Below are 25,637 nucleotides of genomic sequence, written 5' to 3' on the forward strand. Positions count from 1 at the left end.
CTGGTGGATAAGAGGAGAGACATGTGAGGCAGTGGATACTGGCGGTTCTGGCAGCCGTGCTGCCGGCGGCGGCGATGGCGCAGGACAGTCTTTTGCAGCGGATGGACACAATGGATGCGGGCCGCAAGTGGGAAGCGGTCGGACGTCTTGATGTGAACGGCGAGGGGTTTTGCACCGGCGCGCTGATTGCGCCTGATCTGGTGCTGACCGCCGCCCATTGTCTCTATGACAGCCAGACCAAGGCGCAGATCGACCCTGCCACCATTGAATTCCTGGCCGGCTGGCGCAACGGGCGCGCCTCGGCCTACCGCAGTGTGCGGCGCGCGGTGCAGCATCCCTCCTACGTCTATGACGGAGAGCTGTCGACCGACCGGGTGCGCAACGACATTGCCCTGCTGCAATTGCAGCGCCCGATCCGCAACACCACCGTGACACCCTTTGAAACCGACGAACGCCCGCGCAAGGGGGCCAGCATCGGTGTGGTGTCTTATGCGCATGACCGGTCCGAGGCGCCGTCCTTGCAAGAGGTCTGCGCGGTGATGGCACGCCAGCAGGGCGTGCTGGTGATGTCCTGCGACGTCGATTTCGGCTCCTCCGGGGCGCCGGTGTTTTCCTTTGAGGGAGGCACCCCGCGGATTGTTTCGGTGATCTCCGCCAAGGCCGAGGTCAACGGCGAGCGGGTCTCCCTGGGGTCCGCTCTGGCCGAGGAGCTGACCCTGCTGCAGGCGCAGCTGACAGGTGTGAACACGGGTGGCCGTCTGCCGCCCGGCGTCGGCCGGGTGAAGGTGGGCGAGGGGCGCAGCTCCTCCGGTGCGAAGTTCATCAGTCAATGATCTGGCGCGCCTTGATACTGGCCGTTGCGTCCCTGGCGTACGCCGGGCAGGCAACGGCCCAGGGCACCGGTCTGCGGCGGCTGACTGACCGCGATGACCTGCTGGGCTGGGAGGCCGTTGGACGGCTTGAGCTGAACGGCCAGGGCTTTTGCACCGGAACGCTGATCGCGCCGGAGCTGGTGCTGACTGCGGCCCATTGTGTTTATGGCCGCAACAGGACTTTGCGCGCGGCAGAACAGATCACCTTTCGTGCGGGCCTGCGCGACGGGGTGGCCATTGCTGAACGCCAGGCACTGCAGATTGCCGCGCATCCGGGGTTCAACCCGCGGGGACGGCTTGATTTGGATAACATCCGCCACGACGTGGCGCTGATCCGGCTGGCGGAACCGGTCCTTAGCAGTCAGGCAGATGCCTTTGCGCTGCATTCGGGGCGCGAGTACGGCAGCGATATTTCCGTCACATCTTATGGCCAGGGCCGTGCCGAGGCGCTGTCGCGCCAGCGCCGGTGCAATCTGATGGGTGAAAGCGGCGATGTGCTGATGATCGACTGCAATGTCACTTTCGGCTCTTCCGGGGCGCCGGTGTTTTCGCAGGTGGGCGGGCGCGGGCGCATCCTGGCGCTGGTCTCGGGCGGCGGCAATTACCGCGGCAAGCAGGTGGCTTTTGGCATGAAGCTGCCGCAACGGGTGGCGGAGCTGAAGGCGCAGCTGCGCCGCAATCCGGTGGCCGCACCTGACCGGCGGATCAAGCGCATCCGGGTTGGAAGCGGCGCATCATCCGGCGGCGCAAAATTTGTGACCGTGGGCGACTGATCAACCTCTTGAAGCCGCATTTTGCGTTCTTATCTCAGGTCTATCCGGGCAGCCGCTGATTGGGGCCCGGAAGATTCCAGCCTGTCCCCGCGGGGAAGGCGCCCTGAAATCGCTCATGTATGAGGATGACACTATGCGTACATTTGATTTTGCACCGCTGCACCGCGCCACCATCGGTTTCGACCAGATCGCCAGCCTGATGGACCGCGCCCTGAGCGCCGATGCCGCCCAGTCCAGCTACCCGCCCTACAACATCGAGAAAACCGACGCCGACAGCTATCGCATCTCGATTGCCGTTGCCGGCTTCTCCGAAGACGACCTGAACGTCGAAGTGAAGGAAAACGCGTTGGTTGTGGCCGCCAAAAAGGCCGAGGACGGCGAAGACCGCAGTTTCCTGCATCGCGGGATTGCCACCCGTGCCTTTGAACGCCGTTTCACTCTGGCCGACCACGTCCGCGTGACTGGCGCCAGCCATGAAAACGGCATGCTGCATATCGATCTGCACCGTGAGGTGCCGGAGGCGCTGAAACCGCGCAGGATCGAAATCTCCTCCTCCCGCTCGAACCGTGCCGAGATTGAGGCCAAAGCGGTGAACTAAGCACCTCTTTCGGAGTGCGTTTTGTAAATGTTTTTTGACAGCCCTCCACCTTAAGTGGAGGGCTGTTTCGCGCTTGTTATCTAAAATTTCCACATGAACACATATGTTTGGACGTTTTACGCGCAGCGAGTGCCGCATATCTTAGTGGCATATTTATACGCCCCTACTAAATTTATAGGAGATTTGTTCTGACGCAGACTATTTAAAAGGAAGTAATAATTGGAATGCCGGGATTATGACGTCGTAAATGGCAGTGCTGGTCTCTTGTTTTCTCAAAGAGTAGAACTTGCAGAGCAGTTTTATACCCATTTGTTTGAGGCGCTTCCTCAGGTGAAGCCTTTGTTTAAAAGCAATTTCAGCAAGCAAAAGGAAATGTTCACAGTCATGCTGGCGGCTTGTGTGCGCAGCCTTTCAAATGAACGCGAACTGCAAAAAATGTGCGAGGGGCTGAGAGCCGCACACGCCTCCTACAATTTGAGCGAAATTGAAATCGAGATAACTTCGCAATCGCTGTTGAAAGCGTTGAAGGAAGTGCTGGGAGATTCCTTCGACACCGAGTTACAGCAGGCCTGGGAACGGACCATCGTCCGGCTGATGCGGGCGATGGTCTGATAGCCAGCGGTCAGACTGCCATGCAGATGTATTTCATCTCCAGGTAATCCTCGATGCCGTGGTGGCTGCCTTCGCGGCCCAGGCCAGACTGTTTGACGCCGCCGAACGGAGCCACCTCGGTGGAGATGATGCCGGTGTTCACACCAACGATCCCGTATTCCAGCGCCTCAGCAACCTTGTACACGCGGCTGAGATCCTTGGCGTAGAAATAGGACGCCAGGCCAAAGATGGTGTCATTGGCCATCGCAATCACCTCGTCCTCGTTGTCGAACTTGAACAGCGGGGCGAGGGGGCCGAATGTCTCGTCGGTGGCAAAGGCCATGTCCCGGGTTGCGCCCTTGACGATGGTCGGCTGGAAGAAGCTGCCGCCCAGTTCAGACGGGTTGCCGCCCAGGATCACTTCGCCGCCTTTGGAGGTTGCGTCAGCGATATGCTCCTGCACTTTCTCGACCGCTTCCATGTTAATCAGCGGGCCGAAATGAATGCCGTCGTTGAGGCCGTCGCCGACCGCCATCTTCTCTACCGCAGCTTTCAGCTTCTCCGCAAAGGCATCATAAACGCCGGCCTGCACATAGATCCGGTTGGCGCAGACGCAAGTCTGGCCGTTGTTGCGGAACTTGCACATGATGGCGCCTTCGACGGCGGCGTCCAGATCAGCGTCGTCAAACACGATGAAAGGCGCGTTGCCGCCCAGCTCCATCGAGCATTTCATCACAGTGTCGGCGGCCTGGCGCATCAGGATGCGGCCCACTTCGGTGGAGCCGGTGAAGGTCAGCTTGCGCACCGCATCGTTCTCGCAGAACTCCTTGCCGATCTCCGAGGCGCGCGACGACGGCACCACGTTGAACACGCCTGCCGGGATGCCGGCACGGTCGGCCAGAACCGCCAGCACGGTCGCCGACAGCGGTGTCTCGGCGGCGGGGCGGGCTACAAAGGCGCAGCCTGCGGCCAGCGCCGGACCTGCCTTGCGGGTTATCATCGCGTTGGGGAAGTTCCACGGCGTGATCGAGGCGGCCACACCGATCGGCTGCTTCAGCACGGTGATGCGCTTGTCGCGCTGATGGCCGGGGATGGTCTCACCGTAGATCCGCTTGGCCTCTTCTGCGAAGAACTCGATGAACGACGCGCCATAGGCGATCTCACCGCGCGATTCCGCCAGCGGCTTGCCCATCTCGGCGGTCAGGATTACAGCTAGGTCTTCCTGGTTCGCCATCATCAAGTCGTACCACTTGCGCAGGACATTGGCGCGTTCCTTGCCGGTCCACTTGGACCAGTCCTTTTGCGCGGCTTCGGCCTGGGCGATGGCGCCTGCGACCTGGGCGCGGCTGATATCGGCCATCCGGGCAATCACGTCGCCGCGGGCCGGGTTGGAGACGTCAAATGTGCTCTCACCCTCAACAAACTGGCCGCCGATATAGCCGCGGGTTTCCAGCAGGCTGGGGTCTTTGAGCAGGGATTTCAGGTCAGTGGTTGCGTCGAGCATAGCGGGCCTCCCGGGTGTTTTGTCGCTGGAATGCAAATCAGCTGTGCCTAAATAAGTCCAGAAACATTGATGAGTCCAGAATTTGATCAAATTTCTCGCCACACGGGGCGGCTGGAGTTTTTCAGACGGGTAATTTGACATGTCCTGTGTCAGACTGTCAGGTAGCCGCAAAGAATAAGAACAGGGGAGATTGGGCATGGAATTGGATGATGCCTATGCCAATGGGGCATATATCGAAAATGCGGACAGCTATCCGCCGCGCTGGGCGGCCTCAGCTGAAGATTTCCGCAACAGCCTGCATGAGCGTGCCCGGCTGGACCTCCCCTATGGCGAGGGCGCGCGGCAGCGGTTCGACCTGTTCCTGCCGGAGGGCACGCCCAAGGGTGTTTTTGTTTTTGTTCATGGCGGATACTGGCTGGCCTTCGACAAAAGCACCTGGTCGCATCTGGCCCGTGGCGCAATTGCCCATGGCTGGGCGGTGGCGATGCCGTCGTATGATCTGTGCCCCGAGGTGCGGATTGCCGGTATCACCGGCCAGATTGCTGCGGCAGTGACCCGAATTGCAGGCGAGGTGGCGGGTCCGATTGCGCTGGCCGGCCATTCGGCGGGCGGCCATCTGGTGGCACGGATGCTGGACCGCACGCTGCTGACGGCGGATGTGGGCGCGCGGATCAAGACGGTGATCCCGATCTCGCCGCTGTCCGACCTGCGGCCGTTGCTGCGCACCACGATGAACCAGAAGTTCCAGATGGATTCCGCGGCAGCGATTGCCGAAAGCCCGGTGGACATGCAGGATCGCTACCCCGCAGATGTAACGGTCTGGGTCGGCGGCGAGGAGCGTCCGGCCTTCCTGGATCAGGCAATCTGGCTGGTGGAGGCCTGGGAGGCGGATCATGTGATTGCCTTTGGCAAGCATCATTTCAATGTGATTGACCCGCTAGCGGATCCTGAAAGCGATCTGGTGGCGCTGATCGTAAATTAAGTCTCTTGTCCGGCCGGCAGGCCGGACAGTGATCCTGCCAGAGGCGGGTGAAAATTTTACTTGCCAGAATCCCGTTTCCGCACCATCTTCCGCCCTAAGGGCCAGGCGATGGCGTCGCCGCATGCAAGACATGCCGCCCCCAGCATACCAAAACCGTCCTGAACGCCGGGACCTTTCTTGTAAGAAGGAAGGGTCTGATATGACTTCACGTCCTGAAATGTACCGTTTTCACAATGGTGAAAAAGCACCGCTGCAATTTGCTGTCTCCGAGTATGAGGCGCGCATTGCCGGCCTGCGCAAGATCATGGCCGAAACAGGGGTGACTGCCGCGGTCTTCACTTCGATGCACAACATCTCCTACTATTCCGGCTTCACCTACTGCGCCTTTGGCCGTCCCTACGGCCTGGTGGTGACGGCGAGCGAGGCCGTCACCATCTCGGCCGGCATCGACGCGGGCCAGCCCTGGCGCCGGTCGTTCTGCGATAACATCACCTACACCGACTGGCAGCGCGACAATTTCTGGCGTGCAATTAAGTCGGTCAGCGGCGAAGGCGCGGTTGTCGGTTTCGAAAGCGATCACCTGACCCTGATGCAGAAAGCGAAACTGGAGAGCTTCCTTGAGCCGTCCAGCCTGGTGGATCTGTACCACCCGACCATGGTTCAGCGGATGGGCAAATCGGCTGCGGAACTGGACATGATCCGTGCCGGTGCCGCAGTGGCAGACGTCGGCGGTTTTGCGATCCGCGATGCGGTCAAGGAAGGCGCACGCGAGATTGATGTGGCAATGGCCGGCCGGGATGCGATGGAGCTGGAGATTGCCAAACGTTTCCCGGACGCCGAATACCGCGACAGCTGGGTCTGGTTCCAGTCCGGCATCAACACCGACGGGGCCCATAACCCGGTGACGGGCCGCACCCTGCAGCGCGGCGATATCCTGTCGCTGAACACCTTCCCGATGATCTCGGGCTATTATACCGCGCTGGAACGGACCATGTTCGTGAAGGAAGTGGACGCAGAATCCTTGCGCATCTGGGAGGCCAATGTGGCGGCCCATGAACTGGGCATCTCGCTGCTGAAGCCGGGGGCGAGCTGCGCGGAAATCACCCATCAGATCAATGCCTTCTTTGAAGAGCAGGACCTGCTGCAGTACCGCACATTCGGTTATGGCCACTCGTTTGGCGTCTTGTCGCACTACTATGGCCGCGAGGCCGGGCTGGAGCTGCGCGAGGACATCGACACGGTGCTGGAACCGGGCATGGTGATCTCAATGGAGCCGATGCTGACTATTGCGGACGGCCAGCCCGGTGCGGGCGGCTACCGTGAGCATGACATCCTGATCATCCACGAAGACGGCAATGAGAACATCACCAAATACCCCTATGGGCCGGAGTTCAACGTCGTCGGGTAACTGAGCTTGATGGATTGAGACAGGCAGGGGGCTCCCGCCTGCTCGGGATCTCCCGGAAGGGAGATCTTCACAGTTGGGCGTGGCACCGTGCGATGCACGGTGCCATTTCCTTTGCCGGGGTGTTGCCAGTACACTTGTCGCACAGCGGACGGCCACCGGATTTGCAAACATTGCGCCGGGGCGCTGCTTGGGGCATATGTGCGCCACGGCTAAGACAGCCGCGAAATTTACCCCAGTGGATTGCTCCGAAGGCCGCCCATGGGCCGCGTCGTGCTTCAGTGCCCCGCGAGGAAGAAAGAACCACCGCAATGTATGACACCCCGGAAAAGAAAAAATCCGAATTTGCGCTGATCCAGCTGATGCCGAACATGATGACCATCGGCGCCATCTGTGCAGGGCTGACGGCGATCCGCTTTGCGGTGTTCGGGAATTACTCCCTGGCGGTGATGATGATTATTCTGGCCGCGATTCTGGACGGGCTGGACGGGCGGCTGGCACGGGCGCTGCACAGCGAAAGCAAGATGGGTGCCGAGCTGGACTCGCTGGCGGACTTTCTGAACTTCGGCGTGGCGACGCCGCTGGTGATCTATTTCTGGGCTTTGCAGGACGTGCGCGGCGCCGGGTGGATTTCGGTGCTGGTGTTTTCGGTCTGCTGTGTGGTGCGGCTGGCGCGGTTCAATGTCAGCACCAAATCGGAGGAGGCGCCAAAGGGGCGCAGCGGCTATTTCGACGGTATTCCTTCGCCCGCCGGCGCGCTGCTGGCATTGCTGCCGATGTTTGTCGCCTTTGCCTTTGACGGCAGGGTGCTGCTGCCGGAGCTGCTGATCTGCCTGCATATGGTGGTGATCGGATTGGCAATGATCAGCCATATTCAGACCTGGTCGCCAAAGGCGGTTAAAATCTCCCGCGAGAATGTTAAGTATTTGCTTGTTGGCTTTGCCTTCATGGCTGCGGCATTACTGACCTATGCATGGACGGTGCTGGTTGTGCTATGCCTTGGCTACGTTGTGATGGTGATTTGGGGGCTGGTTTCAAGTCCAAAGGACTAGCCCATGACGTCCGGGGAGGGACGAATTGGATATCAAGGCAGTTGAAGAATCTTACGCGCGCTGGGCACCGGTCTATGACAAGACCTTTGGCGCGGTGACGCGCTCGGGCCGCCGCCGCGCGACCCGCTACATCAACACCCGGCAGGGCAGCGTGCTGGAGGTCGGCGTCGGTACAGGCCTGTCGCTGCAGCATTACGCGCCGCATCTGCACGTGACCGGCATCGATTTCAGCCATGACATGCTGAAGAAGGCGCAAGGAAAGGTGCAGGAACTGGGTCTGAAACAGGTCAAGGAGCTGCGCCAGATGGATGCGCGGAGCCTGGATTTCCCGGACAATTCCTTTGACACCGTGGCGGCGATGCATGTGCTGTCGGTGGTGCCCGATCCGGACCAGGTAATGCGCGAGATTGCGCGCGTCTTGAAGCCCGGCGGCCAGGTTGTGATCACCAACCACTTCAAAAGCGGCAAAGGGGTGCGGGCGTCGCTGGAGAAACTCTCGGCGCCGCTGGCCAATGTGATCGGCTGGCATTCGGATTTCGCGCTGGAGACGGTGCTGCAGGAGGACCGGCTGAGCATCGAGCAGCAAGAAAGCATTCCGCCCTTCGGGATGATGACCTTTCTGGTTCTGGGCAAGCAGCAAACCATGTGAAACGGCGCAATTCAGCGAAGCGGCCCCGGAGTGTTCTCCGGGGCTTTTCTTTGTGCGGCCTCTCTGCAACAGTGCGTCTGAACCGGGTGGAATTGCACCACCCCAGGGGATGTAAATCATTTTTACATTCCTATATCCAGATCAAGTATTTCAGGGGAAGGAACGGATACTATGAGTGTTTCCCAATTTGAGAAGATGGTGGCGGAGAGCCAGGAGAAAGTCCGGGAGTCGCAGTCCAAGATCGAGGCGCTGACCTCGAGGATTGAAACGGCGCGCAGCAAGATCGAAGCGGGCGAGGATGCCAGCATCGACATCGAGAATGCCACGCTGGAGGATGTGCACGCCCACACGGACGTGATGAATGCCAACATTGCCGAGCTGATCATGGGGCTGGACGATGTGACGGCGGCCTTCTCCAAGGATTTTGACGAGATGCGGGGCAAGACCGGCTGGGAGAGCTTTGTCGGCTTCTTCAGCAGCGGCAAGTCGGACTCCATGCGCCAGGAGCGGATGCGCACCGCCAATATTGATGACAAGCTGCAGGATCTGATTGCCAAGTCGGACGTCATCGTGACGCTTCTGGACGGCCAATTGGCCACCCTGGAAGAACAGCGCGAGAAGGTGCAGGCGAACTTGACCGCGACGCTGGACGACCGCGAATTCACAGTGCAGGAGCTGGAAGCCGTACGCGCCGGGATCGTGGCGCTGGATCCGCAGATCATCGAGCTGGAGAACAAGATCTCGGTCGAGCAGGACGCCGCCGCGCGCACCAAGCTGGAGACGGAACTGGCCGATCTCAACGCCAAGTACAACGCGATGGTGCAGGACGAGCAGGTGAAGCTGGCGAAATCCCAGACGCTGGAGCGCTATATCGAGAAGGGCAAGACCTGGGTCGACAGTTTGCAGAACCAGGCAGCGACGCAGATGGTGCTGATCAACAAGCTGCAAACGGACACGGCGCAGCGGGTGGTGCTGTATGACGCGCTGACAAAATCGCTGAAAACCGCGCAGCAGCAGGATGTGGCGCATAGGATCAACGAGATCGGCGTGCAGACCGACAAGGAAGCCCAGACTGCGATGGCCGCGATCGGCACCGCCACTAACCAGAAGATGGCCGACATGCTGGAAGCGCATGAGGACAACATGGTGTTTGCCCGCGACGTGCTGGAGAAGAAGGCCAAGGCGGATGAACGCTTTGCCCGCCGGTTTGCCGCGATTGTCGAGAAGCACGACAAGAATCTGTATGGGGGGTGAGGCAGTTGCGCTTTCCATTGCTGCAAAAACCGAAGAGCTGGCGTGACTGGTGGTTGGACTTCTGCTGCCTCGCTCTGCTTTTGTTGTTGCTTGGGGTATATACCACCCTTTCCAAAGCCATACTGTTTGCGGCGGGAGCAGGCAGTATGGTCGGCACGGCACTTCATCTGAGGTCACGCTTGAAGAAAGCTCAAAGCGTGAAACCCATTGCAGGGGCTGGGTGAGTTCTCCGTCCCGGCGGAAAAAACCTGGGAAAGCCGGAGCAAAATGTCGCCATTGAAATTGAAGAATAACACAGGGCGGTTCGCCACCACGGGTGGGAGCGTAGCGCCCGCCGTTTTGCCGGAGGCAAACCTTTGCTTTGACGGGGGCGGCCGGGCGCTGTCCGTGCCACAGGTGGTACGCCCGGAAGGGGCAGTGGTATGACCGATCCTTCTCACGACCACGCGGGCCTTAGCGATACCTTCGCGTCGCGCCGGTATTTCAAGAAGTTCGAGACCATCATCCGGCATCTGACCCGGGTGGCGGCGGCGATGCAGGCGGAGGGGCGGCTGTCGAAATCCGATGTGAAGGTGCTGACGGCCTATCTGATGCGGCTGAACTTCACCTTCCGCGCGCTTTCGATGAAATACCTGATGGCGGGGCGCGATACGGGCAGGTTTTTCGGCAGTCTGGCGATGGACAAACGCGACAGCGGCTTTCCGGTTGCGGCAGAGCTGATGACCATGGCCAATGACGCCCAGCAGGCGGAACGGCATCTGGCCAATATGGCGAGCGAAGAGACGCTCAAGAACGACATGGTGCGCACCATCATCTCGGACCGCACGGCACCCTCCAAGCTGCAGTTCGCCCTATCGCAGCGGCTTTACTACCAGGAACTGCTGAAGGGGCAGCTGTTCTGGACCCAGAATGATCCGGAATGCGAATGGCTGGAAAATATCGGCGAGCGCCGCCGGCGCTTCCTGCTGCATTGGGCCGCCTATGACAGCCAGGTGAACCTGCCGGTGATCTACCTGATGGAGCTGGAAGACAGCGGCAAGATTGCCTTGCCCAAGGATGAGCGCCGCTGGCCCGAAGTGCAGACGCATCTGATGGCGCAGGCGCTGGCCGGGCTGAAGCTGGTGACCATCGCCAAGGGGTTTGACGAAGATTTCGACGACCTCCACCCCAAGCTCCTGCGCCGCTATCATGTGGGGCCGATGTATTCCTCGGCCTACACCGAACAGTCCGGTCCGCTGCACCAGGTACTGGAGGAAGCGGAGGCGCCTGCGGGCCAGGACTGGGCCTTGGCCTGGACGCTGGAGGAGCTGGAAAGCGAAGAGGTGCGCGAGGAGCGTTCGGGCTGGTTCGGCTCCGTGGAGCGGGAAATCTTTGCGCTCGATCCCTTTGGCGGCCGCGGTGCGGACACCGGCGCCACCCGCACCCAGCGCGCGATCATCCTGCCGCAGCGCCCGTTCCAGGTGCTGGCAGAACTGGACCCGCCGGGGTTTGGCGATGTTCAGAAGTTCGTGGTGAGCGAGGCGGGTCAGGTGCTTCGGTATTGAGGCCTGCGGCTGTTGCAGCGGCGGGAGCCTCCGGCGGGAGTATTTTTGAAAAGATGAAGAGCGGATCAGGACTTCGGTTTGCGGTTCGTGGATTGAGAGGGTGATATGAGCATTTCAGGCAATCAGATGGAGCTGCGGGAAGAAGATATCCGCAAGCATTATGCGGCAGCTGCGGCGTTGCTGGAAGGATTCGATCACACGCCGCGGATTGCCAAACCCGCGGTGGAGGGGAAAGCGCCGGAGCGGTCGGCAGGGATTGGCACGCGGCGGCGCTTCCGCTCGACCACGCCGGGGCTGGTGACCCGTTCCACTGCGCGGCCCGAAGGGGTGCATCTGATTGCTCGCATCGAAGCCGCGGATGAGGATGATCCGCTGACCTCTCCGCTGCAGGCGACCTTGCAGCATGCCTTGCGCCGGGCGCTGGCGCTCTCATTGGCGATGGGGGAGGCTTATGCGGATGTGTCTGGTCTGGGTGATTTGAAGCGGGCCAATCTGGCGGGGTCTTTGGACGCGGCCCGCAAAGGTGAGTTCACCGAATTGCTGGCGGCGGAGGCGCTGGTGTCGGCGCATGTGTTTGCCAATGCCGCGGCGTTTTTGCTGGCGCCGCATGGGTCTGAGGCGCAGGCTGAGGTGGGCGAGGCGGAGGAGCTGCTGACGGATAATGCGCCGCTGGCGCTGCATGGCGTGTTGTGGGAGCTGGATCAGAAGCTGGCGCTGCATGCCCCTGACGATGCGCATCTGATCGCCGCTACTGCGGCTTATGCCGAGCAGCTGCTGGAGAAGGCTGCTTTGCGGGCGCAGAATGCAGGCCGGCTGGAAGCGTTCACGTCCGCTGCCTGGCGGGTGGAGGCGGATGATCTGACCATCAGCGGCTTTGATGCTGCGGCCAAGGCGAAATCCACCACCCTGACGATGGCTTTCAAGAAGCCGCATGAGGTGGTCGGCAACCATATCGCCAAATACCAGGCGCTGCGGCTGTCGAAGATGCTGATGGCCTATGATTTTGATCGCCGCCTGAACCCGTTTGCCGAGATGGGCGGCTTTATCTTCACCTTCATGGGGGACGGCAAGCCGGGCACCGGCAAGACGACCCTCATTCAGATGATGGCCGGGCTGGTGCATGACTATTGCCAGAATGCGGGCTATGCCTTCCGCTACCAGAATTTTGGCATCGACAATATCGACAGCTATCAGGGCAAATCGGGCCAGAACGCCAAGAGCTTCATCCAGAACGTGATCGACCCGGGCGTGATCGGCTTTGGCACCATCGACGACATTGACCAGATCGCAGGGAAACGCGGCGACCGGCAGTCCAGCGCGGGCCAGCAGGAGGTGACGGCGGTGTTCATGGAGGCCTTTGCCGGCGCCAACACCGTGGTGCGCGGCAACTGCACCTTTGGCATGTTCTCCAACTACCCGGAGAATGTGGACGACGCGCTGCGCCAGCGGGCCGGGGCGCGGTTCCTGGTGGACGGGCCGCAGACGCCGGAGGATTATATCGACATCCTGACCCTGCTGATGGGCAAGAACCATGCGATCCCGCAGGGCGATCACGACCTGTACGGCGCGCAGGAGATCAAAAAGGCAGTCGCGCGGTCGTTTGAGGCGCACAACCGCCCGCAGGAGCCCGGGCTGGCGGAGGTTTTTGGCCGGGTGGAGACCCAGATTGGCGCGCTGGATGATCTGGCCAAGCTGGGCACCTATCTGAAGGCGATCCAGGCGGCGGATGAGCGGTTCACCGGCCGTGCCATCAAGAACATCACCGATGCGGTCAAGGTGCGGGCGATGGATTTCGAGCTGCCGGATGAATGGATGGAGAACCCGGAGCTGTTCCTGTTCAAGGATTACGAGACCAAATCCGCGATGATTGCGGAGCTGCGGGTGCCGATCACGGTCGGCATGGTGATCCAGGAGATCAACCGCTACGCCGACTCTGAGTTCCGCTATGCCGACAAGTCGGATGAGGTGGCGATTGAAAACATGGTGCGCGATTTCGGGCGGCAGGAAGAGGCCAAGCGGCGGTATCTGGAGGGGCAGGGGTGATGGAGCTGCTAACCCGCTGGTGGATTTGGATGATCGTGCTGCCGTTTGCAGCCGGCACGGTGCTGTTCTTTCTGGTCACTCGCCAAGGCCTGCCTGAAGACGCAATGTTCTATGCGGCTTGGGGACAAAGCGTGGGAGCGTTTCTGCCAGTTGGTATCTTCTGTGGACTGCTTGCTTTGGGAGCGCGCTATGTTCTGAAAAGGAAGGAAGAGCGCTGAAGTGACTGTTGTGCGAAACACAAGGGCAGAGCCTGTCCGCGGGCGGAAGCGGAGCGCCCGCCCAGGGGGGCGGACGGGCGCTGCCCGAGCCGCAAGCGCCTCGGGCGGGGACGAAGCGAAAAGCTTTCACACTTTGGCGAGTGATGGGATGCGCCGATGAAATACTTCATCAAGTGGCTGAAGGTATACCCTCGTTACAGGTTTACTCGCTACGATGTGTTGGTTCAGCGAGGTATCGTAGCCACCTCGTTATTCTTGTCTGTTGTCTTATTTCTTTCGCTTTTGCCGACGTGTCAGGGAACTGATTGCCAAAGAAGAATTGTTGCCTTCTGGTATTCACCGCCAAATGAAATTGGCGACTCATTGGCCGGTGCCGCCGGTGCGTTGGCGTTCTTTTGGATCATTGTGACAGTAATGATGCAGAGCAAGGAACTCTCTCAACAGCGTTTGGAACTACGTTTGGCGAGAAAAGAGTCCGAAAAAATGGCTGCACAACTGACTGCACAAACGCAGTTGTTTGCTTACGAGGAACAGCGAGGCAAGGCCGTAGAAGCGGAAAATCTGCTGCATGAGTACCTTTTAGACGCCTTTTTGCTTATGCGAGACTTGTCCGGTGCCGCTTGGTATCAGGACAAAGCATTAAGTCGGAGGGGAGGGCATAACATTGAGTTCAACTGCCCCTCTGAATGGAGTTGGGAAAAAAAGCTAACCTTCGCTTCCGAAAGCTATGATGCTGTGGGGAGTATTCTATGGCGTTGTGAGAAAGGAATTTACGTCCCGGGCTGGAACTGCGTGCATGAAGTTCCACAGTTGTACGACGTACTGCGCAAAACTAAAATTCTGCAGCCTGAACTATCGGCAGTGAACTCTTACCGATTAGAAAGAGCTAGGTTTGATTCACTTTTAGAGGCTGCAAGGTTACTAGCGCAAAGTGACGTACTTTGGATTTCAGGCTGCTACACAAAGGAGGCCGCCCAATGAAACGCCTCATCCAGCATGGTCTGATGTTCGGCAATCTCTTCCATGTGGCCTCGCCCGCGCTGGTGGAGCGGTATAGGCGCGCGCTGAAGCATCTGACCTGCAAGACCACCCAGCTTACCGATTTCCACGTCGATATCTCGGGCTTCTCGCCGGAGATCGGGGATGAGCTGGGGGATGATCACTATCTGAACCATGCGGGCGTGAACCGGCAGTTCATTCTGCTCAGCACCGAGCAGAAGCGCTGCCCGCTGTTGCATGTGAAATTCTCTACCAGCCGGGACATTCTGCGCCGGTTTATCGAGGTCAATGAGCGCCAGCTGTTTGCGCTGACGGCAACCGATGCGGTGGCGGGCGAGCTGGTGAATTCGGTGTTTGAGGTCTCCACCCCAGCTAAGCTGTTCGACATTCAGCAGGTGCGGATCGAGGCGGATACCACCCGCGGCACCCTGCGCCATGCGGACCGTCTGGCTGAACTGGTGGAACGGTTCAAGACCGGGGAGGACGCCTGGTTTGATGATGCGCTGATCGGTGAGATGATCTCGACCGCCGAGAAGACCGGCGATGTGACCCGCAACCCGGTGCATCTGGAGCATGAGGTGTTCGCGCAGTCGAACTTCTGGACCGCGCATTTCGGGGGCCTCTATGTGTTTCCGGGGCAAGAGCATCCGGCGGTGATTGCCAGCGGGGCAAAGCCGGAGGACGTGCCGCTTACCCATGTGTTTGATCTGAGCGAGCGCAATGCGATTGCCAAGTTTCTGGATCTGAACGGGCTGGCCGAGCCGGTGATCCGCGCGCGCGGCGTCGATGGTGCCGCGATCCTGCGGCAGAAGATGGGGTTCCTGGCGGTCTCGGTTCTGACCGGGAAGGGGCGGGACTTGTCGGGGCTGTCGCGGTCCGATTTGCGGCGGCTGGCGGCGCGCCATGCCGAAGAGCTGCCGGAGGAGTTCGAGGGGCTGGCAGCACTTGTGCGCTGGGCCGAGGGCGGCGGCAAGTGGCCGAAGATCCGCTCGGACCATCCGGCTTATTTCTATTCGCTGCGGGCGGCAGACACGCCGGAGCGTGATCTGGTCAATATGCTCTTGGCGGAGCTGTGCCCGCATGACTTCCGCCAGATGTTCATCTGCCACAAGGAGTTGTTTTATCGCCGGTACCGGAGCTGGCCGGAGGAAAAGAAAGCCTATGCGGCGGAGTTCCTGGCGCGGGAGTATGCGGTGGACAAGGCCGGCGCGCGCGCCGCGCTGTTCGGGCATGAGCCGGATATGGAGGGGCGCTCGCCCGCGCTGCCGCGGGTCCAGCGCAAGGGAATGGTCGAGCGGGTTGGTCCCTGGGGCGCCGTGAACCAGGTGCGGGGGCGCTAGAGATGTTCGGCTTCATCCGCCTGATCCTGATCCTTCTGGTGGTGCTGACTGTGACCTATGGTGCGGTCTCGCTTTATTCGCGCGAGGTGCGCCGGGCCAAACTGAAACGGCGCTGGAAACAGAAGGGGTTGACCGGCGACCGCAGCACCTTCATCCAACGGGGGCTGCGGCAGTATGACCGGTCGTTCCGGCGCAAGCTGATCCTGCTGGTCTATATCATTCCGCTGGGGGCAATCGCGCTTCTGGTCTACGTCATTAACTTCATGTGAGGTGTAACGCATGCGTTTCATCAAATGGGCTATCCTGATCACCATCTGGGTGCTGTTCGGCGCCTTCCTGCATTACACGCTGCCGCAGTACGACGTGGTGCGCATCGTCAACACCTATGAAGAACGGCAGGAGCTGAACGACTGGACCCGGATCTTCTGGTCGCAGCCGGACGACCAGTCGGCGGAGCTGATCAACCGCGATGTGCAGTTCATCCAGGCGGTGCGCCCCAATGGGCGCAACATGGTTTACCGCAACGAGGATACCGGCTGGAATTGGCCGCCCTATTTCAAGTTCGACACCGCCAATCTGTACACCGATGCGAATGACAGCATCTCGACCAAGGCCAGCCCGGAATGGGTGGCCATCATGCACTACGGCTGGCGCAATGAATTCCTGTCGGTCTTCCCCAATGCAGTGACGATCAATCCGGTTGCGGGGCCGGAGGACAAGCCCACGAACTGGTTCTCGATCATTTTCCTGGTGCTGCTGGCGGCGGTGATGTGGGCTATCTATGTGCGCTGGCGCCGGTTCCGCCGGTCCCGGATCGACCCGATGGTCGAGAATGTCGAGGACAGCCTGTATGCCGCGGGCGATGCGATTGCCGAGCGTAAGGGCCGCGTCCGGCGCTGGCTGGACAGCTGGAAATCCAAGTGACAAGGGGCCGCCGGTTTGGCGGCCTTTTTCATATCGCGGCGACGAGGCCGAATCGGGTTGCCGGGCGAATCGCAGGTAACTGTGTGAAAGATAAGCGGTTGCCGCAAACAGGCTGGCGAATGCCGGTATGAGAATCTGCCGCATGAGGCTGTGGCGGCAGAAGAAAACCTGCATGTCTTATTCCGGTTTCGCCGGGTCGGTTTTGTTTCCGAAGGACGGCAGTTTTTAGGGCAATTTGGCGGTTAGCAAGGTGCCGTCCTTTGGGGCGGAGAATTGGGAAGCTGGTGAAATTCCGGCACTGCCCCCGCAACGGTGACCCCGGGTTAGGCTTGGTAAAGACCACTGAAGGAATGCCTTCGGGAAGGTGCCATGCCCCGCCATCTTAAGGCCCCGGGACAGTCCGGAAACCAGCCTTGCCAAGATAACGTCAACCGCGGGCGGCGGCAGGGCGGTTGCGGGCGTGCGGCCTGCAATCTCTCTCCTCATGCCTGCACCCAGCCAACACGCCGCGGGGTTGCGGCAAAGGAGAGAAGCAGATGCTTCAGGACAGCGAAATTCTGGCCAAACTGGTGGCCCGGCAGAAGAACTATTCCATGGAACAGGCGTTCTACACCGACCCGGGTGTGCTGGATCTGGACATGCGGCAGATCTTCTACCGCGAGTGGCTGTTTGCCATTCCCGCCTGCGAAGTGCCGAAGCCGGGCAACTATGTCACCCATCAGATCGGCGCCTATAACGTCATCATCGTGCGCGGCACCGACGGCGAAGTGCGCGCCTTCCACAACGCCTGCCGCCACCGCGGCTCGGTTGTGTGCAAGGCCAAGAAGGGCAACTCGCCCAAACTGGTCTGCCCCTACCACCAGTGGACCTACGAGCTGGACGGCAAACTGCTGTGGGCGCGGGACATGGGGCCGGATTTCGATGCCTCCAAACACGGGCTGAAGCCGGTGCACTGCCGTGATCTGGCCGGTCTGATCTATATCTGCCTGGCCGATGAAGCACCGGATTTCGATGCTTTCGCCGACGTCGCCCGTCCCTATCTGGCGCCGCATGATCTGGGCAATGCCAAGGTGGCCTTTGAAAGCTCGATCATCGAGAATGGCAACTGGAAGCTGGTCTGGGAAAATAACCGTGAGTGCTATCACTGCGGAGGCAACCACCCGTCGCTGTGCCGGACTTTCCCGGAAGATCCGTCGGTCACTGGTGTTGAGGGCGGTGAGACCCCGCCGCATCTGCAAAAGCATTTCGACCGCATTGAGGCCGCAGGGGTTCCGTCGCAGTTCCGCATGGGCGCGCGCGGCCAGCACCGGCTGGCACGGATGCCGCTGAACGAGGGCGCGGAAAGCTATACCATGGATGGCAAGGCGGCAGTCGCCAAACCGCTGGGCCGGGTGCCCTTTGCCGATGCCGGCACGCTCTTGAAGTTCCACTATCCGACCACTTGGAACCACTTCCTGCCGGATCATTCGCTGGTGTTTCGGGTCACTCCGATCAGCCCGACCGAGACTGAAGTCACCACCAAATGGCTGGTGCACAAGGATGCGGTCGAGGGTCAGGACTATGACATCAAACGCCTGACCGAGGTCTGGATGGCGACCAATGACGAGGATCGCATCGTGGTCGAGGACAACCAGCAGGGCATCAACTCCCCCGCCTATGAACCCGGCCCCTATTCCGAGGTGCAGGAAAGCGGCGTCATCCAGTTCTCCAACTGGTATGCCGAGCACCTGACCCGCGCGCTGACCGGCCGTCACCTGATCGCGGCGGAGTAAGCACATGGGACTGCAGGCTAATTTCGAGACGCTGGACGAAACCCTGGCGTGGAAGGACGACGAGATGCTGGAATGCGTCTCGGTTGTGCCGGAAGCGCCAAACACCGCCACTTTCAGCTTCCGCGCGCCGTCGGGCGCGTGGTTCAAATACCAGCCGGGCCAGTTCCTGACGCTGGAGCTGCCAGTGCCGGAAGGGACCGTTTGGCGGACCTATACCATCAGTTCCTCGCCGTCGCGGCCTTTGTCGATCTCGGTGACAGTGAAGGCACAAGGAGACAGCATCGGCACCCGCTGGATGCTGGACCACCTGAGGCCGGGGAGGCATATCAGAGCGTCGGGCCCGGCGGGTGTATTCACCCTGCCCAAGCGTCCGAATGGCAAGTTCCTGTTCATCTCGGCTGGCTCCGGCATCACGCCCAGCCTGTCGATGACACAGTATCTGTTTGACCGCGGCCAGTCGCCCGACATCTGCTTTATCAACTGCGCCAAACGGCCCAGCGAGATTATCGCCCGCCAGCAACTGGAAAGCATGGCGTCGCGGCTGCCGGGGCTGAAGCTGAATCTGGTGGTGGAAGAAGACGACCCTTATCAGGTCTGGACCGGCTACCGGGGCCAGCTCAATCAGATCATGCTGGGCCTGATTGCGCAGGATTATCTGGAGCGCGAGGTCTACTGCTGCGGGCCGGAACCCTTCATGCAGGCGGTGCGCGACATGCTCAACGGCCTTGGCTTTGACATGGAGAACTATAATCAGGAAAGCTTTGGCGCTCCGGTTGAGACTGCCGCTGACGTGCCTGAGATTGATGATGTTGTGCCGGAAGAGACCGCTGCCGCCGAGATCAGCTTTGCGGCCTCCGGTGTGATGGCGGCCTGCACCGAGACCGACACCGTGCTGGCGGTGGCCAAGGCCTCGGGTCTCAACATCCCGTCGGGCTGCACCTTTGGCATCTGCGGCACCTGCAAGGTCAAGAAGACCGCAGGCGAGGTGCATATGGTCCACAATGGCGGCATCTCGGAAGAGGATGTGGAGGCGGGCTATATTCTGGCCTGCTGCTCCAACCCGATTGGCCGGGTAGAGGTCGATATCTGATGAAAACGGGGGCGCGCCGGGTCTGGCGCGCGCCCTTCTATTTGAGGCCTGATCAGGCTTCCAGTGCCAGTTTGTGCACATGGATTTCGTTGATCGGATGGCTCTCGGCGCCGATAATGCCGGGGCGTGCGTGACGGTAGAGCGAGCGCCAATAAGGCTGGATCACAGTGCCGTCGTCACGCATGAACTGTTCGATCTTTTCCATATGGGTGCGGCGGGTGTCCGCGTCGGCAATGGCTGAGGCGGCCTCCAGCATGCTGTCGAACTCGGCGCTGGCGAGGCCGGTTTCATTCCAGGCGACCCCGGTCTTGTAGGCCAGTGTCAGCACCTGGACCCCCAGCGGGCGGTGACCCCAGTCGGTGGAGCTGAACGGATACTTGTCCCAGTCGTTCCAAAAGGTGTTGCCGGGCAGAACCGTGCGTTTCACCTTAAGGCCCGCATCGCGCATCTGTGCTGCCAGCGCATCGGTGGTATTGCGCCGCCAGTCGTCGTCGATCGAGAACAGCTCATGCTCGAAATCGAGCATCCCGGCTTCTTCCATCAGCTGACGTGCGGCCTCGGCGTCGCGCACAGGTGCGCCGATATCGGCGTATTCCGGGTGGATCGGGCAGACGTGGTGGTTTTCCGCCAGGGTGCCGCGGCCGTCATAGCCGAGTTCCAGCAGCACGGCGTTGTCGCAGGCCAGCGCCAAGGCGCGGCGGACGCGGGCGTCGGCATAGGGCTGGACCCCGTCCACCTCGGCGTCGCGGTTGGTGCGCAGCACCAGGGTATTGGCAGAGACCGACTCGCTGACGTTCCAGCCGATGGAGGTGAAGATGTCGACATATTCACCCACGGTCTCGTAGGTCATGTCGATTTCTTCGGCTTCGGCAGCTGACAAGTGGGTCGAGGCATCGGTGCCGAAGTCGATGAATTCAATCCGGTCCAGATGCGCGCCTTCGCCCCACCAATCGTGGTCGGTGTTCTTTTCCAGCGCCACTTTGACGCCGACCTCGTATTCCACCAGCTTGTACGGGCCGGTGCCGACCGGATCGGCGCCCGGATCGCCCGACCAGCCGTCCGGTACGATGGCGGCGGGGTATTCGGTGACTGCCGGGATGATGGTGATATCCGGGCGGGTGAGCTTTACCTTCAGCGTCAGGTCGTCGACCACCTCCAGCGCGCCCTCGGCGGGGCCGTCGCCGGCCTCGTTCTGCAAGGAGCCCATGCGGGCCGCCATCGAGTTGCCTTCCCACTTGCCATCGCACCAGCGGGCAAAGTTATAGGCGACGTCCTTGGCGGTCAGGGTGCCGCGGCCGTCGTTCCAGTTCACGCCGGGGCGAATGTGCAGCAGGTATTCGGTGGCATCCTCGTTGACCTCCCAGCTTTCCAGGAGACGGGGTTCAAAGGTTCCGTCTGCGTTGTATTGCACCAGATATTCCAGATAGCCGCGCACCAGGTTGCCCAGCTGCGGCCAGTTGAACAGCGGCGGATCGAGCAGCGCCCGCACCACTTGCTGGATGCGGATAGTGCCGCCCGCTTGCGGATTGGCGGCGGCCTGCACCGGCTGGCTGAGGCCGATCATGCCGTAGGCGGCAGAGGCGGTGACGCCAAGCGCGGTGGCGCGGGACAGGAACTCGCGCCGGTCCAGTTTGCCAAGGGCCGCTTCTTCCGCATGCATGCGGGCGGCGGGGTGGAGAGTTTCCCTGTTGTAGAATTTGGTCATTTTGCTTCCTTTGTTGCTGTGCTCAGCGCCGGAAAAGGTGCGGGCAGCAAGTGTGGAGAGTGTGAATGGCCGCCCTGCCCGCCAGCGGCCATTCACGGGGAGATGCCTTACTCGGCCGGCTCCTGAGTGATGGTGGTAGCCAGACCTGCCTGTTCGCGGCGGCCGTCGTTGTAGATCGCCTTGATCAGCGCCGCGCATTGCAGCACCATCACCACCGAGAAGGGCAGGGCGCCGATCACCATAGCGGTCTGGATCGCCTTCAATCCGCCGACCAGCAGCAGCGCCGTCACCACCGCGCCAAGCGCCACCCCCCAGAAGATGATATGCGGGCGGGCCTTGGGGCCTTCGTCACCGGCGGCGTTGATGGTGTTGACAATCAGCACCGCGCTGTCCGCCGTGGTGACCAGATAGGTCATCAAGAGGACCACGATCATCACTGACATCGCCCAGCCGACCCAAGGCGACAGCATGTATTGTACCATGGCAAAGATCTTGTCGCCATCAGGGGCCGTGGCGATCTGGCCGCCTGCGCCGCCGTAAAGTTCGAGGTCGATGGCGGTGCCGCCGGCCCAGGTGAACCAGACAAAGCACATCAGCGACGGCACGATCATGGCGCCCAGCACAAACTCGCGGATGGTGCGGCCTTTGGAGATGCGGGCCAGGAAGAGGCCGACAAACGGGGCGAATGCAATCCACCAGGCCCAGTAGAACACCGACCAGCCGCCCTGCCAGCCTTCCAGTTTTGTGGCCACGCTATCCGGCGTGCCGTCGCCGGTCCAGACCCGGAACATCATATCAGGCAGCGCAATCAGGTAATCCCAAAGCCCGACAACCAGCGCCTGCAAGCCAAAGAAGGTGGAGCCGAACAGCAGAAAGAAGCTCAACAGCGCGATACTCAGAACCATATTGATGTTGGAGAGCCACTTGATCCCCTTACCCACGCCCGACAGCGCCGAGGCGGTGGAGGCCAGCATGATCACCAGGATCGCCACGATCACACCCGCGGTATTGGCGGTGCCGGCCTCGTTGGTCAGACCGCCGATGCCAATACGGGTGAGGCCCGAGACAAATTGCTCCACCCCGAAACCCAGGGTTTGGGCGACACCCAGGATGGTGGCGACCACGGCGACGATATCCACCACATGGCCGATGGATCCGGACAGCCGGGCGCCGAACAGCGGTGTCAGCGACGAGCGCATGGTCAGCGGCAGCCCGCGGCGGTAGCTGAAGAACCCCAGCGCCAGCCCGGCGATTGCATAGCAGGCCCAGGCGCCCAGCCCCCAATGCAGGAACGACCATTTATAGGCCATGCGGATATTATCCGCCGCGCCGCCGTTGGTCAGGCCCTGGATCACTTCAGGGTTGTTGTTCCAGTGATAGATCGGCTCGGCCACTGCCCAGGTCAGCATGCCGACCCCGATGCCGGCCCCGAACATCATCGAAAACCAGGAAAAGTTGGAAAACTCCGGGCTGTCGCCGGGCTGCCCCAGCTTTAGCTTGCCGGCCGTTGGCCATATCGCCAGCGCAATGCAGCACAGCACAAACAGCGCCACGGTCCAGATGTACCAGGCGCCGAAGGAGGAGAGGATGAAGCCGTTGATCGAATTCAGCACCGCACCGGATTGTTCGGGAAAGGCAATGGCCCAGACCACCAGCCCACCGATCATCAGTTTTGACGAAATGGTGACGATCTGGCTGAAGCCCCGGTAAAATCCGCTGTCGGATGTGCCGATCGGCAGATCCGTTAAAGGAGGTTTGATTGACATGAAAGATCCCTGTTTTCCGTTGGTCTGCCCGTTGATGCCGCCCGGGGCTACGGCTTAGCAGACCTTACACAGGGCATTTTCTGGTACAAAAATTCTACCTTTTGCAGTAGGCAATAATTTATGAATGACATTAGCAGCATTAATAGGAAGCTGAGCTACAACTTGGTTGCTCTGCATACGTTCGACCTGGTGGCCCGGCATGGTAACTTCACCGGTGCAGCCGAGGCGCTGGGACTGACACAGTCGGCGGTCTCGCAGAAAATCAAGGGGCTTGAGACCGAATTGGGCATTGCTTTGTTCCGGCGCGAGCATCGCGGCGTGTCGCTGACCAACGAGGGTGTGCGGCTGTTGAATGTGGTCCGCCCTGCAATGGCGCAGATGGGCAATTCCGTGGCGTCGCTGCTGGAGCGCAAGTCCCGTCCCAGGGTGCGGATTTCGGCGGATTTTGCCTTTGCCAGTTTCTGGCTTTTGCCGCGGCTGTCGCATTTGCGCGCCGAATTGGGGGATGAGATCGAAATCCAGATCCTCGCCAGCCAAGTGCCGCCGGACGACTATGGCGAGGATTGCGATATCAAGATCCACGTCGGCCCGCGCAGCAGTATGGGCGACGGTGATGTTATGCTGCTGCAGGAGCGGGTGGGAGCGGTGTGCAGCCCGGCCTATCTGGAAAGGCATGGCCCGGTGCCTTCAGCTGCAAGCTTGCTGGATTTTCAGTTGCTCAGCCTGTCGAAACCGGCCTCGGCGGAGTGGCAGACCTGGCAAGGCTGGTTCGACCGCTTGGGTATCGCGGGGGAGCGGTCGAAGAACTACATCAGTTTCAATAACTACGACATGGTGGTGCAATCCGCAGTGTCGGGCGATGGCATTGCCCTGGGCTGGCTAGGGCTGATCGACAGGCTGCTGCAGAACGGATCGCTGGTGAAAGTGGTGCCGGATGCAGTGGTCAGCGATGCCGGCTATGTGATGTCGCGCGACTATTCCAGCCGCCTGCAGGGCCCCAGTCTGGTGTTTGACTGGATCGCCGAACATCTGGCGGGATCCGCGGTGATGTAGGGCTGACGGCGGATTACCAGCCGCGGCGCCCCAGCAGGGCGTGCAGCCGGTTCTGCGGGGCGAAGGCATCGACCGCGGCAGGCCGGGTCAGCCGCAGCAGCACCCGGTGCACCAGCAGCCCGCCCAGGCAGGCAAAGATCACCCCGCCGGCCGCCTGGCCCAGCAGAACCCCCGGCGCACCGCCCAGGGCGCCGCCCAGCACCGCCAGCGGCCAGGTCCCCAGGGTATGGCGGCCCCAATTGATCCAAGTGGAATAGACCGGGTGGCCGAGGTTGTTGAAGCTGGCGTTTTCTACAAACAGTACCCCGTTGAAAAAGTACGCCAGCGCCAGCGGCCCGCAGAACAGATAGATCAGTGCGCGGGTCTCACCGGTGGCAGAGAACAGATCCGCGATCGGCTCGCGCAGGGCAAACAGCACCGCTGCCATCAGCAGAACGTAGACCGCGGTAAAGGTGACGCCGGCCAGAAACGCCTGGCGCACGCGGGCAAACTGCCCGGCGCCAAAGTTCTGACCGATGATCGGGCCGATGGCACCGGAAAGCGCAAAGATCACCGAGAAGGCCACCGGCATCAGGCGCCCAATCACCGCCATCCCGGCGACCGCCTCAGTTCCGAACTGAGCAATCTCACGCAGGACAATGGCATTGCCGAGCGGGGTTGCAACATTGGTCAGCACCGCAGGTACCGCAATCGCCCGGATTGCCCGCAGGTCGCCGCCGATCTGCCGCAGCGAGGGCCGCATGAAGCCCTGATGGACCCGGATGGCGGGCCAAAAGGCGGCCCCCAGCATACAGGCGCGCGCCAGCACCGAGGCAATGGCCGCCCCGTCCAGCCCCAGCCCCAGGCCAAAGATCAGCAGCGGATCAAGCACTGCGTTCAACCCGCCGCCGTACAGCGTCGCCATCATTGACCTGCGCGCATCGCCATGGGCGCGCAGCACCGCCATGCCGGTCATTGCCAGGGCCACTACCCACATCGTCGGCAGGATGATCCAGACATAGCGCATGGCCAGCCGCAGCACTTCGCCTTCGGCGCCGAGCAGCGCCAGGATCTGTTCCAGAAAGGCCAGCACCAGCACCGGCATCAAAAGCCCGGTCAGCACACCGATGGCGGCCACGCTGGTGGCATAGTGCTGCGCCTGACCCGGCCTGCCCGCCCCCAGCTCGCGCGCCACCAGCGACCCCGCGGCGATGGACAGTCCGATATTGATCGAATTGGTGAAAAACAGCAGCGTTCCGGCATATCCCACCGCAGCTGCCAGCGCGTCATTTCCCAGCATCGCGATAAAGGCCATATCGACGAAATCAACCGCAAACATCGCCATCAGCCCGATGCTGGCGGTCAGCGACAGGCGGGTGACATGCCGCATCAGGCTGCCGGTCAGGAAGACGGCTTTGCGTTCCGGCTGGTCTGCCATCTTTCAATCCTTTCGGTCTTCATGGTCCAGGTGCCGCAAATCCGGTCATCGGCAAATGGCGAAGCCGCAAAACCGATCCTGTCAAT

At 61.1% G+C, this 25,637-nt stretch carries 23 protein-coding genes and 1 riboswitch; of the genes, 19 read left to right on the forward strand and 4 right to left on the reverse strand.

The window, feature by feature from the left end; all coding sequences use genetic code 11:
* The first annotated feature begins 74 nt into the window (after positions 1 to 74).
* The 4 genes from AQUI_RS0110135 (at position 75) to AQUI_RS27570 (ending at position 2,855) form a co-directional block, all read left to right on the forward strand.
* Complete coding sequence (locus tag AQUI_RS0110135) at positions 75 to 833, forward strand: trypsin-like serine peptidase (protein ID WP_245596982.1); 759 nt, start codon at positions 75 to 77, stop codon at positions 831 to 833.
* Positions 830 to 1,645: a trypsin-like serine peptidase gene (locus tag AQUI_RS0110140; RefSeq protein WP_027257419.1), complete on the forward strand. Its 816-nt coding sequence runs from the start codon at positions 830 to 832 to the stop codon at positions 1,643 to 1,645. The genes AQUI_RS0110135 and AQUI_RS0110140 overlap by 4 nt, the downstream gene beginning before the upstream one ends.
* Before the next feature lie 133 nt (positions 1,646 to 1,778).
* Positions 1,779 to 2,243 carry an Hsp20 family protein gene (locus AQUI_RS0110145; protein ID WP_027257420.1) on the forward strand — a complete coding sequence of 155 codons (465 nt, stop codon included), beginning with the start codon at positions 1,779 to 1,781 and terminating at the stop codon, positions 2,241 to 2,243.
* A 219-nt stretch (positions 2,244 to 2,462) separates the two neighbouring features.
* Positions 2,463 to 2,855 (forward strand): globin domain-containing protein, encoded by a 393-nt coding sequence (locus AQUI_RS27570; protein ID WP_084294344.1) that lies wholly within the window; start codon positions 2,463 to 2,465, stop codon positions 2,853 to 2,855.
* A gap of 10 nt (positions 2,856 to 2,865) precedes the next feature.
* On the opposite strand, the gene AQUI_RS0110155 is transcribed toward AQUI_RS27570, so the two are convergent.
* Positions 2,866 to 4,338 carry an NAD-dependent succinate-semialdehyde dehydrogenase gene (locus AQUI_RS0110155; protein ID WP_027257421.1) on the reverse strand — a complete coding sequence of 491 codons (1,473 nt, stop codon included), beginning with the start codon at positions 4,336 to 4,338 and terminating at the stop codon, positions 2,866 to 2,868.
* Between the two features lie 196 nt (positions 4,339 to 4,534).
* On the opposite strand from AQUI_RS0110155, the gene AQUI_RS0110160 reads away from it, so the two are divergent.
* The 14 genes from AQUI_RS0110160 (at position 4,535) to AQUI_RS0110230 (ending at position 19,610) form a co-directional block, all read left to right on the forward strand.
* Positions 4,535 to 5,320, forward strand: a complete 786-nt coding sequence (locus AQUI_RS0110160) for an alpha/beta hydrolase (RefSeq protein WP_027257422.1) — start codon at positions 4,535 to 4,537, stop codon at positions 5,318 to 5,320.
* A 199-nt stretch (positions 5,321 to 5,519) separates the two neighbouring features.
* Positions 5,520 to 6,728, forward strand: a complete 1,209-nt coding sequence (locus AQUI_RS0110165; protein ID WP_027257423.1) for an aminopeptidase P family protein — start codon at positions 5,520 to 5,522, stop codon at positions 6,726 to 6,728.
* A 308-nt stretch (positions 6,729 to 7,036) separates the two neighbouring features.
* On the forward strand, positions 7,037 to 7,777 hold the full coding sequence (locus AQUI_RS0110170; RefSeq protein ID WP_027257424.1) for a CDP-alcohol phosphatidyltransferase family protein: 741 nt from the start codon (positions 7,037 to 7,039) through the stop codon (positions 7,775 to 7,777).
* Between the two features lie 25 nt (positions 7,778 to 7,802).
* Complete coding sequence (locus AQUI_RS0110175; RefSeq protein ID WP_027257425.1) at positions 7,803 to 8,426, forward strand: class I SAM-dependent methyltransferase; 624 nt, start codon at positions 7,803 to 7,805, stop codon at positions 8,424 to 8,426.
* 171 nt (positions 8,427 to 8,597) lie between these two features.
* Entirely contained in the window at positions 8,598 to 9,680 is a 1,083-nt protein-coding gene (locus AQUI_RS0110180) for a coiled-coil domain-containing protein (protein WP_027257426.1), read from the forward strand.
* A 422-nt stretch (positions 9,681 to 10,102) separates the two neighbouring features.
* Positions 10,103 to 11,224: a hypothetical protein gene (locus AQUI_RS0110185; protein ID WP_027257427.1), complete on the forward strand. Its 1,122-nt coding sequence runs from the start codon at positions 10,103 to 10,105 to the stop codon at positions 11,222 to 11,224.
* A gap of 105 nt (positions 11,225 to 11,329) precedes the next feature.
* Positions 11,330 to 13,267, forward strand: coding sequence for an AAA family ATPase (locus AQUI_RS0110190; protein ID WP_027257428.1), 1,938 nt, complete (start codon positions 11,330 to 11,332; stop codon positions 13,265 to 13,267).
* Positions 13,268 to 13,296: 29 nt separating this feature from the next.
* Positions 13,297 to 13,485, forward strand: a complete 189-nt coding sequence (locus tag AQUI_RS0110195; RefSeq protein WP_156916801.1) for a hypothetical protein — start codon at positions 13,297 to 13,299, stop codon at positions 13,483 to 13,485.
* 156 nt (positions 13,486 to 13,641) lie between these two features.
* On the forward strand, positions 13,642 to 14,466 hold the full coding sequence (locus AQUI_RS0110200; protein ID WP_027257430.1) for a hypothetical protein: 825 nt from the start codon (positions 13,642 to 13,644) through the stop codon (positions 14,464 to 14,466).
* Positions 14,463 to 15,824: a DUF6638 family protein gene (locus AQUI_RS0110205; RefSeq protein WP_027257431.1), complete on the forward strand. Its 1,362-nt coding sequence runs from the start codon at positions 14,463 to 14,465 to the stop codon at positions 15,822 to 15,824. Before AQUI_RS0110200 ends, AQUI_RS0110205 begins: the two co-directional genes overlap by 4 nt.
* Before the next feature lie 2 nt (positions 15,825 to 15,826).
* Positions 15,827 to 16,093 (forward strand): hypothetical protein, encoded by a 267-nt coding sequence (locus tag AQUI_RS0110210; RefSeq protein WP_027257432.1) that lies wholly within the window; start codon positions 15,827 to 15,829, stop codon positions 16,091 to 16,093.
* Positions 16,094 to 16,103: 10 nt separating this feature from the next.
* The gene (locus AQUI_RS0110215; RefSeq protein WP_027257433.1) at positions 16,104 to 16,748 is read left to right on the forward strand and encodes a DUF1523 family protein; all 645 of its coding nucleotides are present in this window, start codon (positions 16,104 to 16,106) and stop codon (positions 16,746 to 16,748) included.
* 231 nt (positions 16,749 to 16,979) lie between these two features.
* Positions 16,980 to 17,178, forward strand: a riboswitch (cobalamin riboswitch).
* 106 nt (positions 17,179 to 17,284) lie between these two features.
* Positions 17,285 to 18,520 carry an aromatic ring-hydroxylating oxygenase subunit alpha gene (locus AQUI_RS0110225; protein WP_027257434.1) on the forward strand — a complete coding sequence of 412 codons (1,236 nt, stop codon included), beginning with the start codon at positions 17,285 to 17,287 and terminating at the stop codon, positions 18,518 to 18,520.
* Positions 18,521 to 18,524: 4 nt separating this feature from the next.
* On the forward strand, positions 18,525 to 19,610 hold the full coding sequence (locus AQUI_RS0110230) for an FAD-binding oxidoreductase (protein WP_035919898.1): 1,086 nt from the start codon (positions 18,525 to 18,527) through the stop codon (positions 19,608 to 19,610).
* Positions 19,611 to 19,662: 52 nt separating this feature from the next.
* Here AQUI_RS0110230 and AQUI_RS0110235 read toward each other — a convergent pair whose 3' ends face one another.
* Together AQUI_RS0110235 and AQUI_RS0110240 are read right to left on the reverse strand one after the other, a co-directional pair.
* Positions 19,663 to 21,315 carry an ABC transporter substrate-binding protein gene (locus tag AQUI_RS0110235; protein ID WP_027257436.1) on the reverse strand — a complete coding sequence of 551 codons (1,653 nt, stop codon included), beginning with the start codon at positions 21,313 to 21,315 and terminating at the stop codon, positions 19,663 to 19,665.
* 107 nt (positions 21,316 to 21,422) lie between these two features.
* Positions 21,423 to 23,081, reverse strand: a complete 1,659-nt coding sequence (locus AQUI_RS0110240; protein WP_027257437.1) for a BCCT family transporter — start codon at positions 23,079 to 23,081, stop codon at positions 21,423 to 21,425.
* A 120-nt stretch (positions 23,082 to 23,201) separates the two neighbouring features.
* On the opposite strand from AQUI_RS0110240, the gene AQUI_RS27575 reads away from it, so the two are divergent.
* Positions 23,202 to 24,134: a LysR family transcriptional regulator gene (locus AQUI_RS27575; RefSeq protein ID WP_084294346.1), complete on the forward strand. Its 933-nt coding sequence runs from the start codon at positions 23,202 to 23,204 to the stop codon at positions 24,132 to 24,134.
* Between the two features lie 13 nt (positions 24,135 to 24,147).
* On the opposite strand, the gene AQUI_RS0110250 is transcribed toward AQUI_RS27575, so the two are convergent.
* Positions 24,148 to 25,551 (reverse strand): MATE family efflux transporter, encoded by a 1,404-nt coding sequence (locus tag AQUI_RS0110250; protein WP_027257438.1) that lies wholly within the window; start codon positions 25,549 to 25,551, stop codon positions 24,148 to 24,150.
* Positions 25,552 to 25,637: the final 86 nt, after the last annotated feature.

Origin of the sequence: Leisingera aquimarina DSM 24565, assembly GCF_000473165.1 — a bacterium.
Lineage (GTDB): Bacteria > Pseudomonadota > Alphaproteobacteria > Rhodobacterales > Rhodobacteraceae > Leisingera > Leisingera aquimarina.

Excerpts from the sequence above, each read along its gene's own strand:
- AQUI_RS0110135 (WP_245596982.1), top strand. The coding sequence starts at position 75 with ATGGCGCAGGACAGTCTTTTGCAGCGGATGGACACAATGGATGCGGGC.
- AQUI_RS0110140 (WP_027257419.1), top strand. The coding sequence starts at position 830 with ATGATCTGGCGCGCCTTGATACTGGCCGTTGCGTCCCTGGCGTACGCC.
- AQUI_RS0110145 (WP_027257420.1), top strand. The coding sequence starts at position 1,779 with ATGCGTACATTTGATTTTGCACCGCTGCACCGCGCCACCATCGGTTTC.
- AQUI_RS0110155 (WP_027257421.1), bottom strand. The coding sequence starts at position 4,338 with ATGCTCGACGCAACCACTGACCTGAAATCCCTGCTCAAAGACCCCAGC.
- AQUI_RS0110160 (WP_027257422.1), top strand. The coding sequence starts at position 4,535 with ATGGAATTGGATGATGCCTATGCCAATGGGGCATATATCGAAAATGCG.
- AQUI_RS0110165 (WP_027257423.1), top strand. The coding sequence starts at position 5,520 with ATGACTTCACGTCCTGAAATGTACCGTTTTCACAATGGTGAAAAAGCA.
- AQUI_RS0110170 (WP_027257424.1), top strand. The coding sequence starts at position 7,037 with ATGTATGACACCCCGGAAAAGAAAAAATCCGAATTTGCGCTGATCCAG.
- AQUI_RS0110180 (WP_027257426.1), top strand. The coding sequence starts at position 8,598 with ATGAGTGTTTCCCAATTTGAGAAGATGGTGGCGGAGAGCCAGGAGAAA.
- AQUI_RS0110185 (WP_027257427.1), top strand. The coding sequence starts at position 10,103 with ATGACCGATCCTTCTCACGACCACGCGGGCCTTAGCGATACCTTCGCG.
- AQUI_RS0110190 (WP_027257428.1), top strand. The coding sequence starts at position 11,330 with ATGAGCATTTCAGGCAATCAGATGGAGCTGCGGGAAGAAGATATCCGC.
- AQUI_RS0110195 (WP_156916801.1), top strand. The coding sequence starts at position 13,297 with ATGATCGTGCTGCCGTTTGCAGCCGGCACGGTGCTGTTCTTTCTGGTC.
- AQUI_RS0110200 (WP_027257430.1), top strand. The coding sequence starts at position 13,642 with ATGAAATACTTCATCAAGTGGCTGAAGGTATACCCTCGTTACAGGTTT.
- AQUI_RS0110205 (WP_027257431.1), top strand. The coding sequence starts at position 14,463 with ATGAAACGCCTCATCCAGCATGGTCTGATGTTCGGCAATCTCTTCCAT.
- AQUI_RS0110210 (WP_027257432.1), top strand. The coding sequence starts at position 15,827 with ATGTTCGGCTTCATCCGCCTGATCCTGATCCTTCTGGTGGTGCTGACT.
- AQUI_RS0110215 (WP_027257433.1), top strand. The coding sequence starts at position 16,104 with ATGCGTTTCATCAAATGGGCTATCCTGATCACCATCTGGGTGCTGTTC.
- AQUI_RS0110225 (WP_027257434.1), top strand. The coding sequence starts at position 17,285 with ATGCTTCAGGACAGCGAAATTCTGGCCAAACTGGTGGCCCGGCAGAAG.
- AQUI_RS0110230 (WP_035919898.1), top strand. The coding sequence starts at position 18,525 with ATGGGACTGCAGGCTAATTTCGAGACGCTGGACGAAACCCTGGCGTGG.
- AQUI_RS0110235 (WP_027257436.1), bottom strand. The coding sequence starts at position 21,315 with ATGACCAAATTCTACAACAGGGAAACTCTCCACCCCGCCGCCCGCATG.
- AQUI_RS0110240 (WP_027257437.1), bottom strand. The coding sequence starts at position 23,081 with ATGTCAATCAAACCTCCTTTAACGGATCTGCCGATCGGCACATCCGAC.
- AQUI_RS27575 (WP_084294346.1), top strand. The coding sequence starts at position 23,202 with ATGAATGACATTAGCAGCATTAATAGGAAGCTGAGCTACAACTTGGTT.
- AQUI_RS0110250 (WP_027257438.1), bottom strand. The coding sequence starts at position 25,551 with ATGGCAGACCAGCCGGAACGCAAAGCCGTCTTCCTGACCGGCAGCCTG.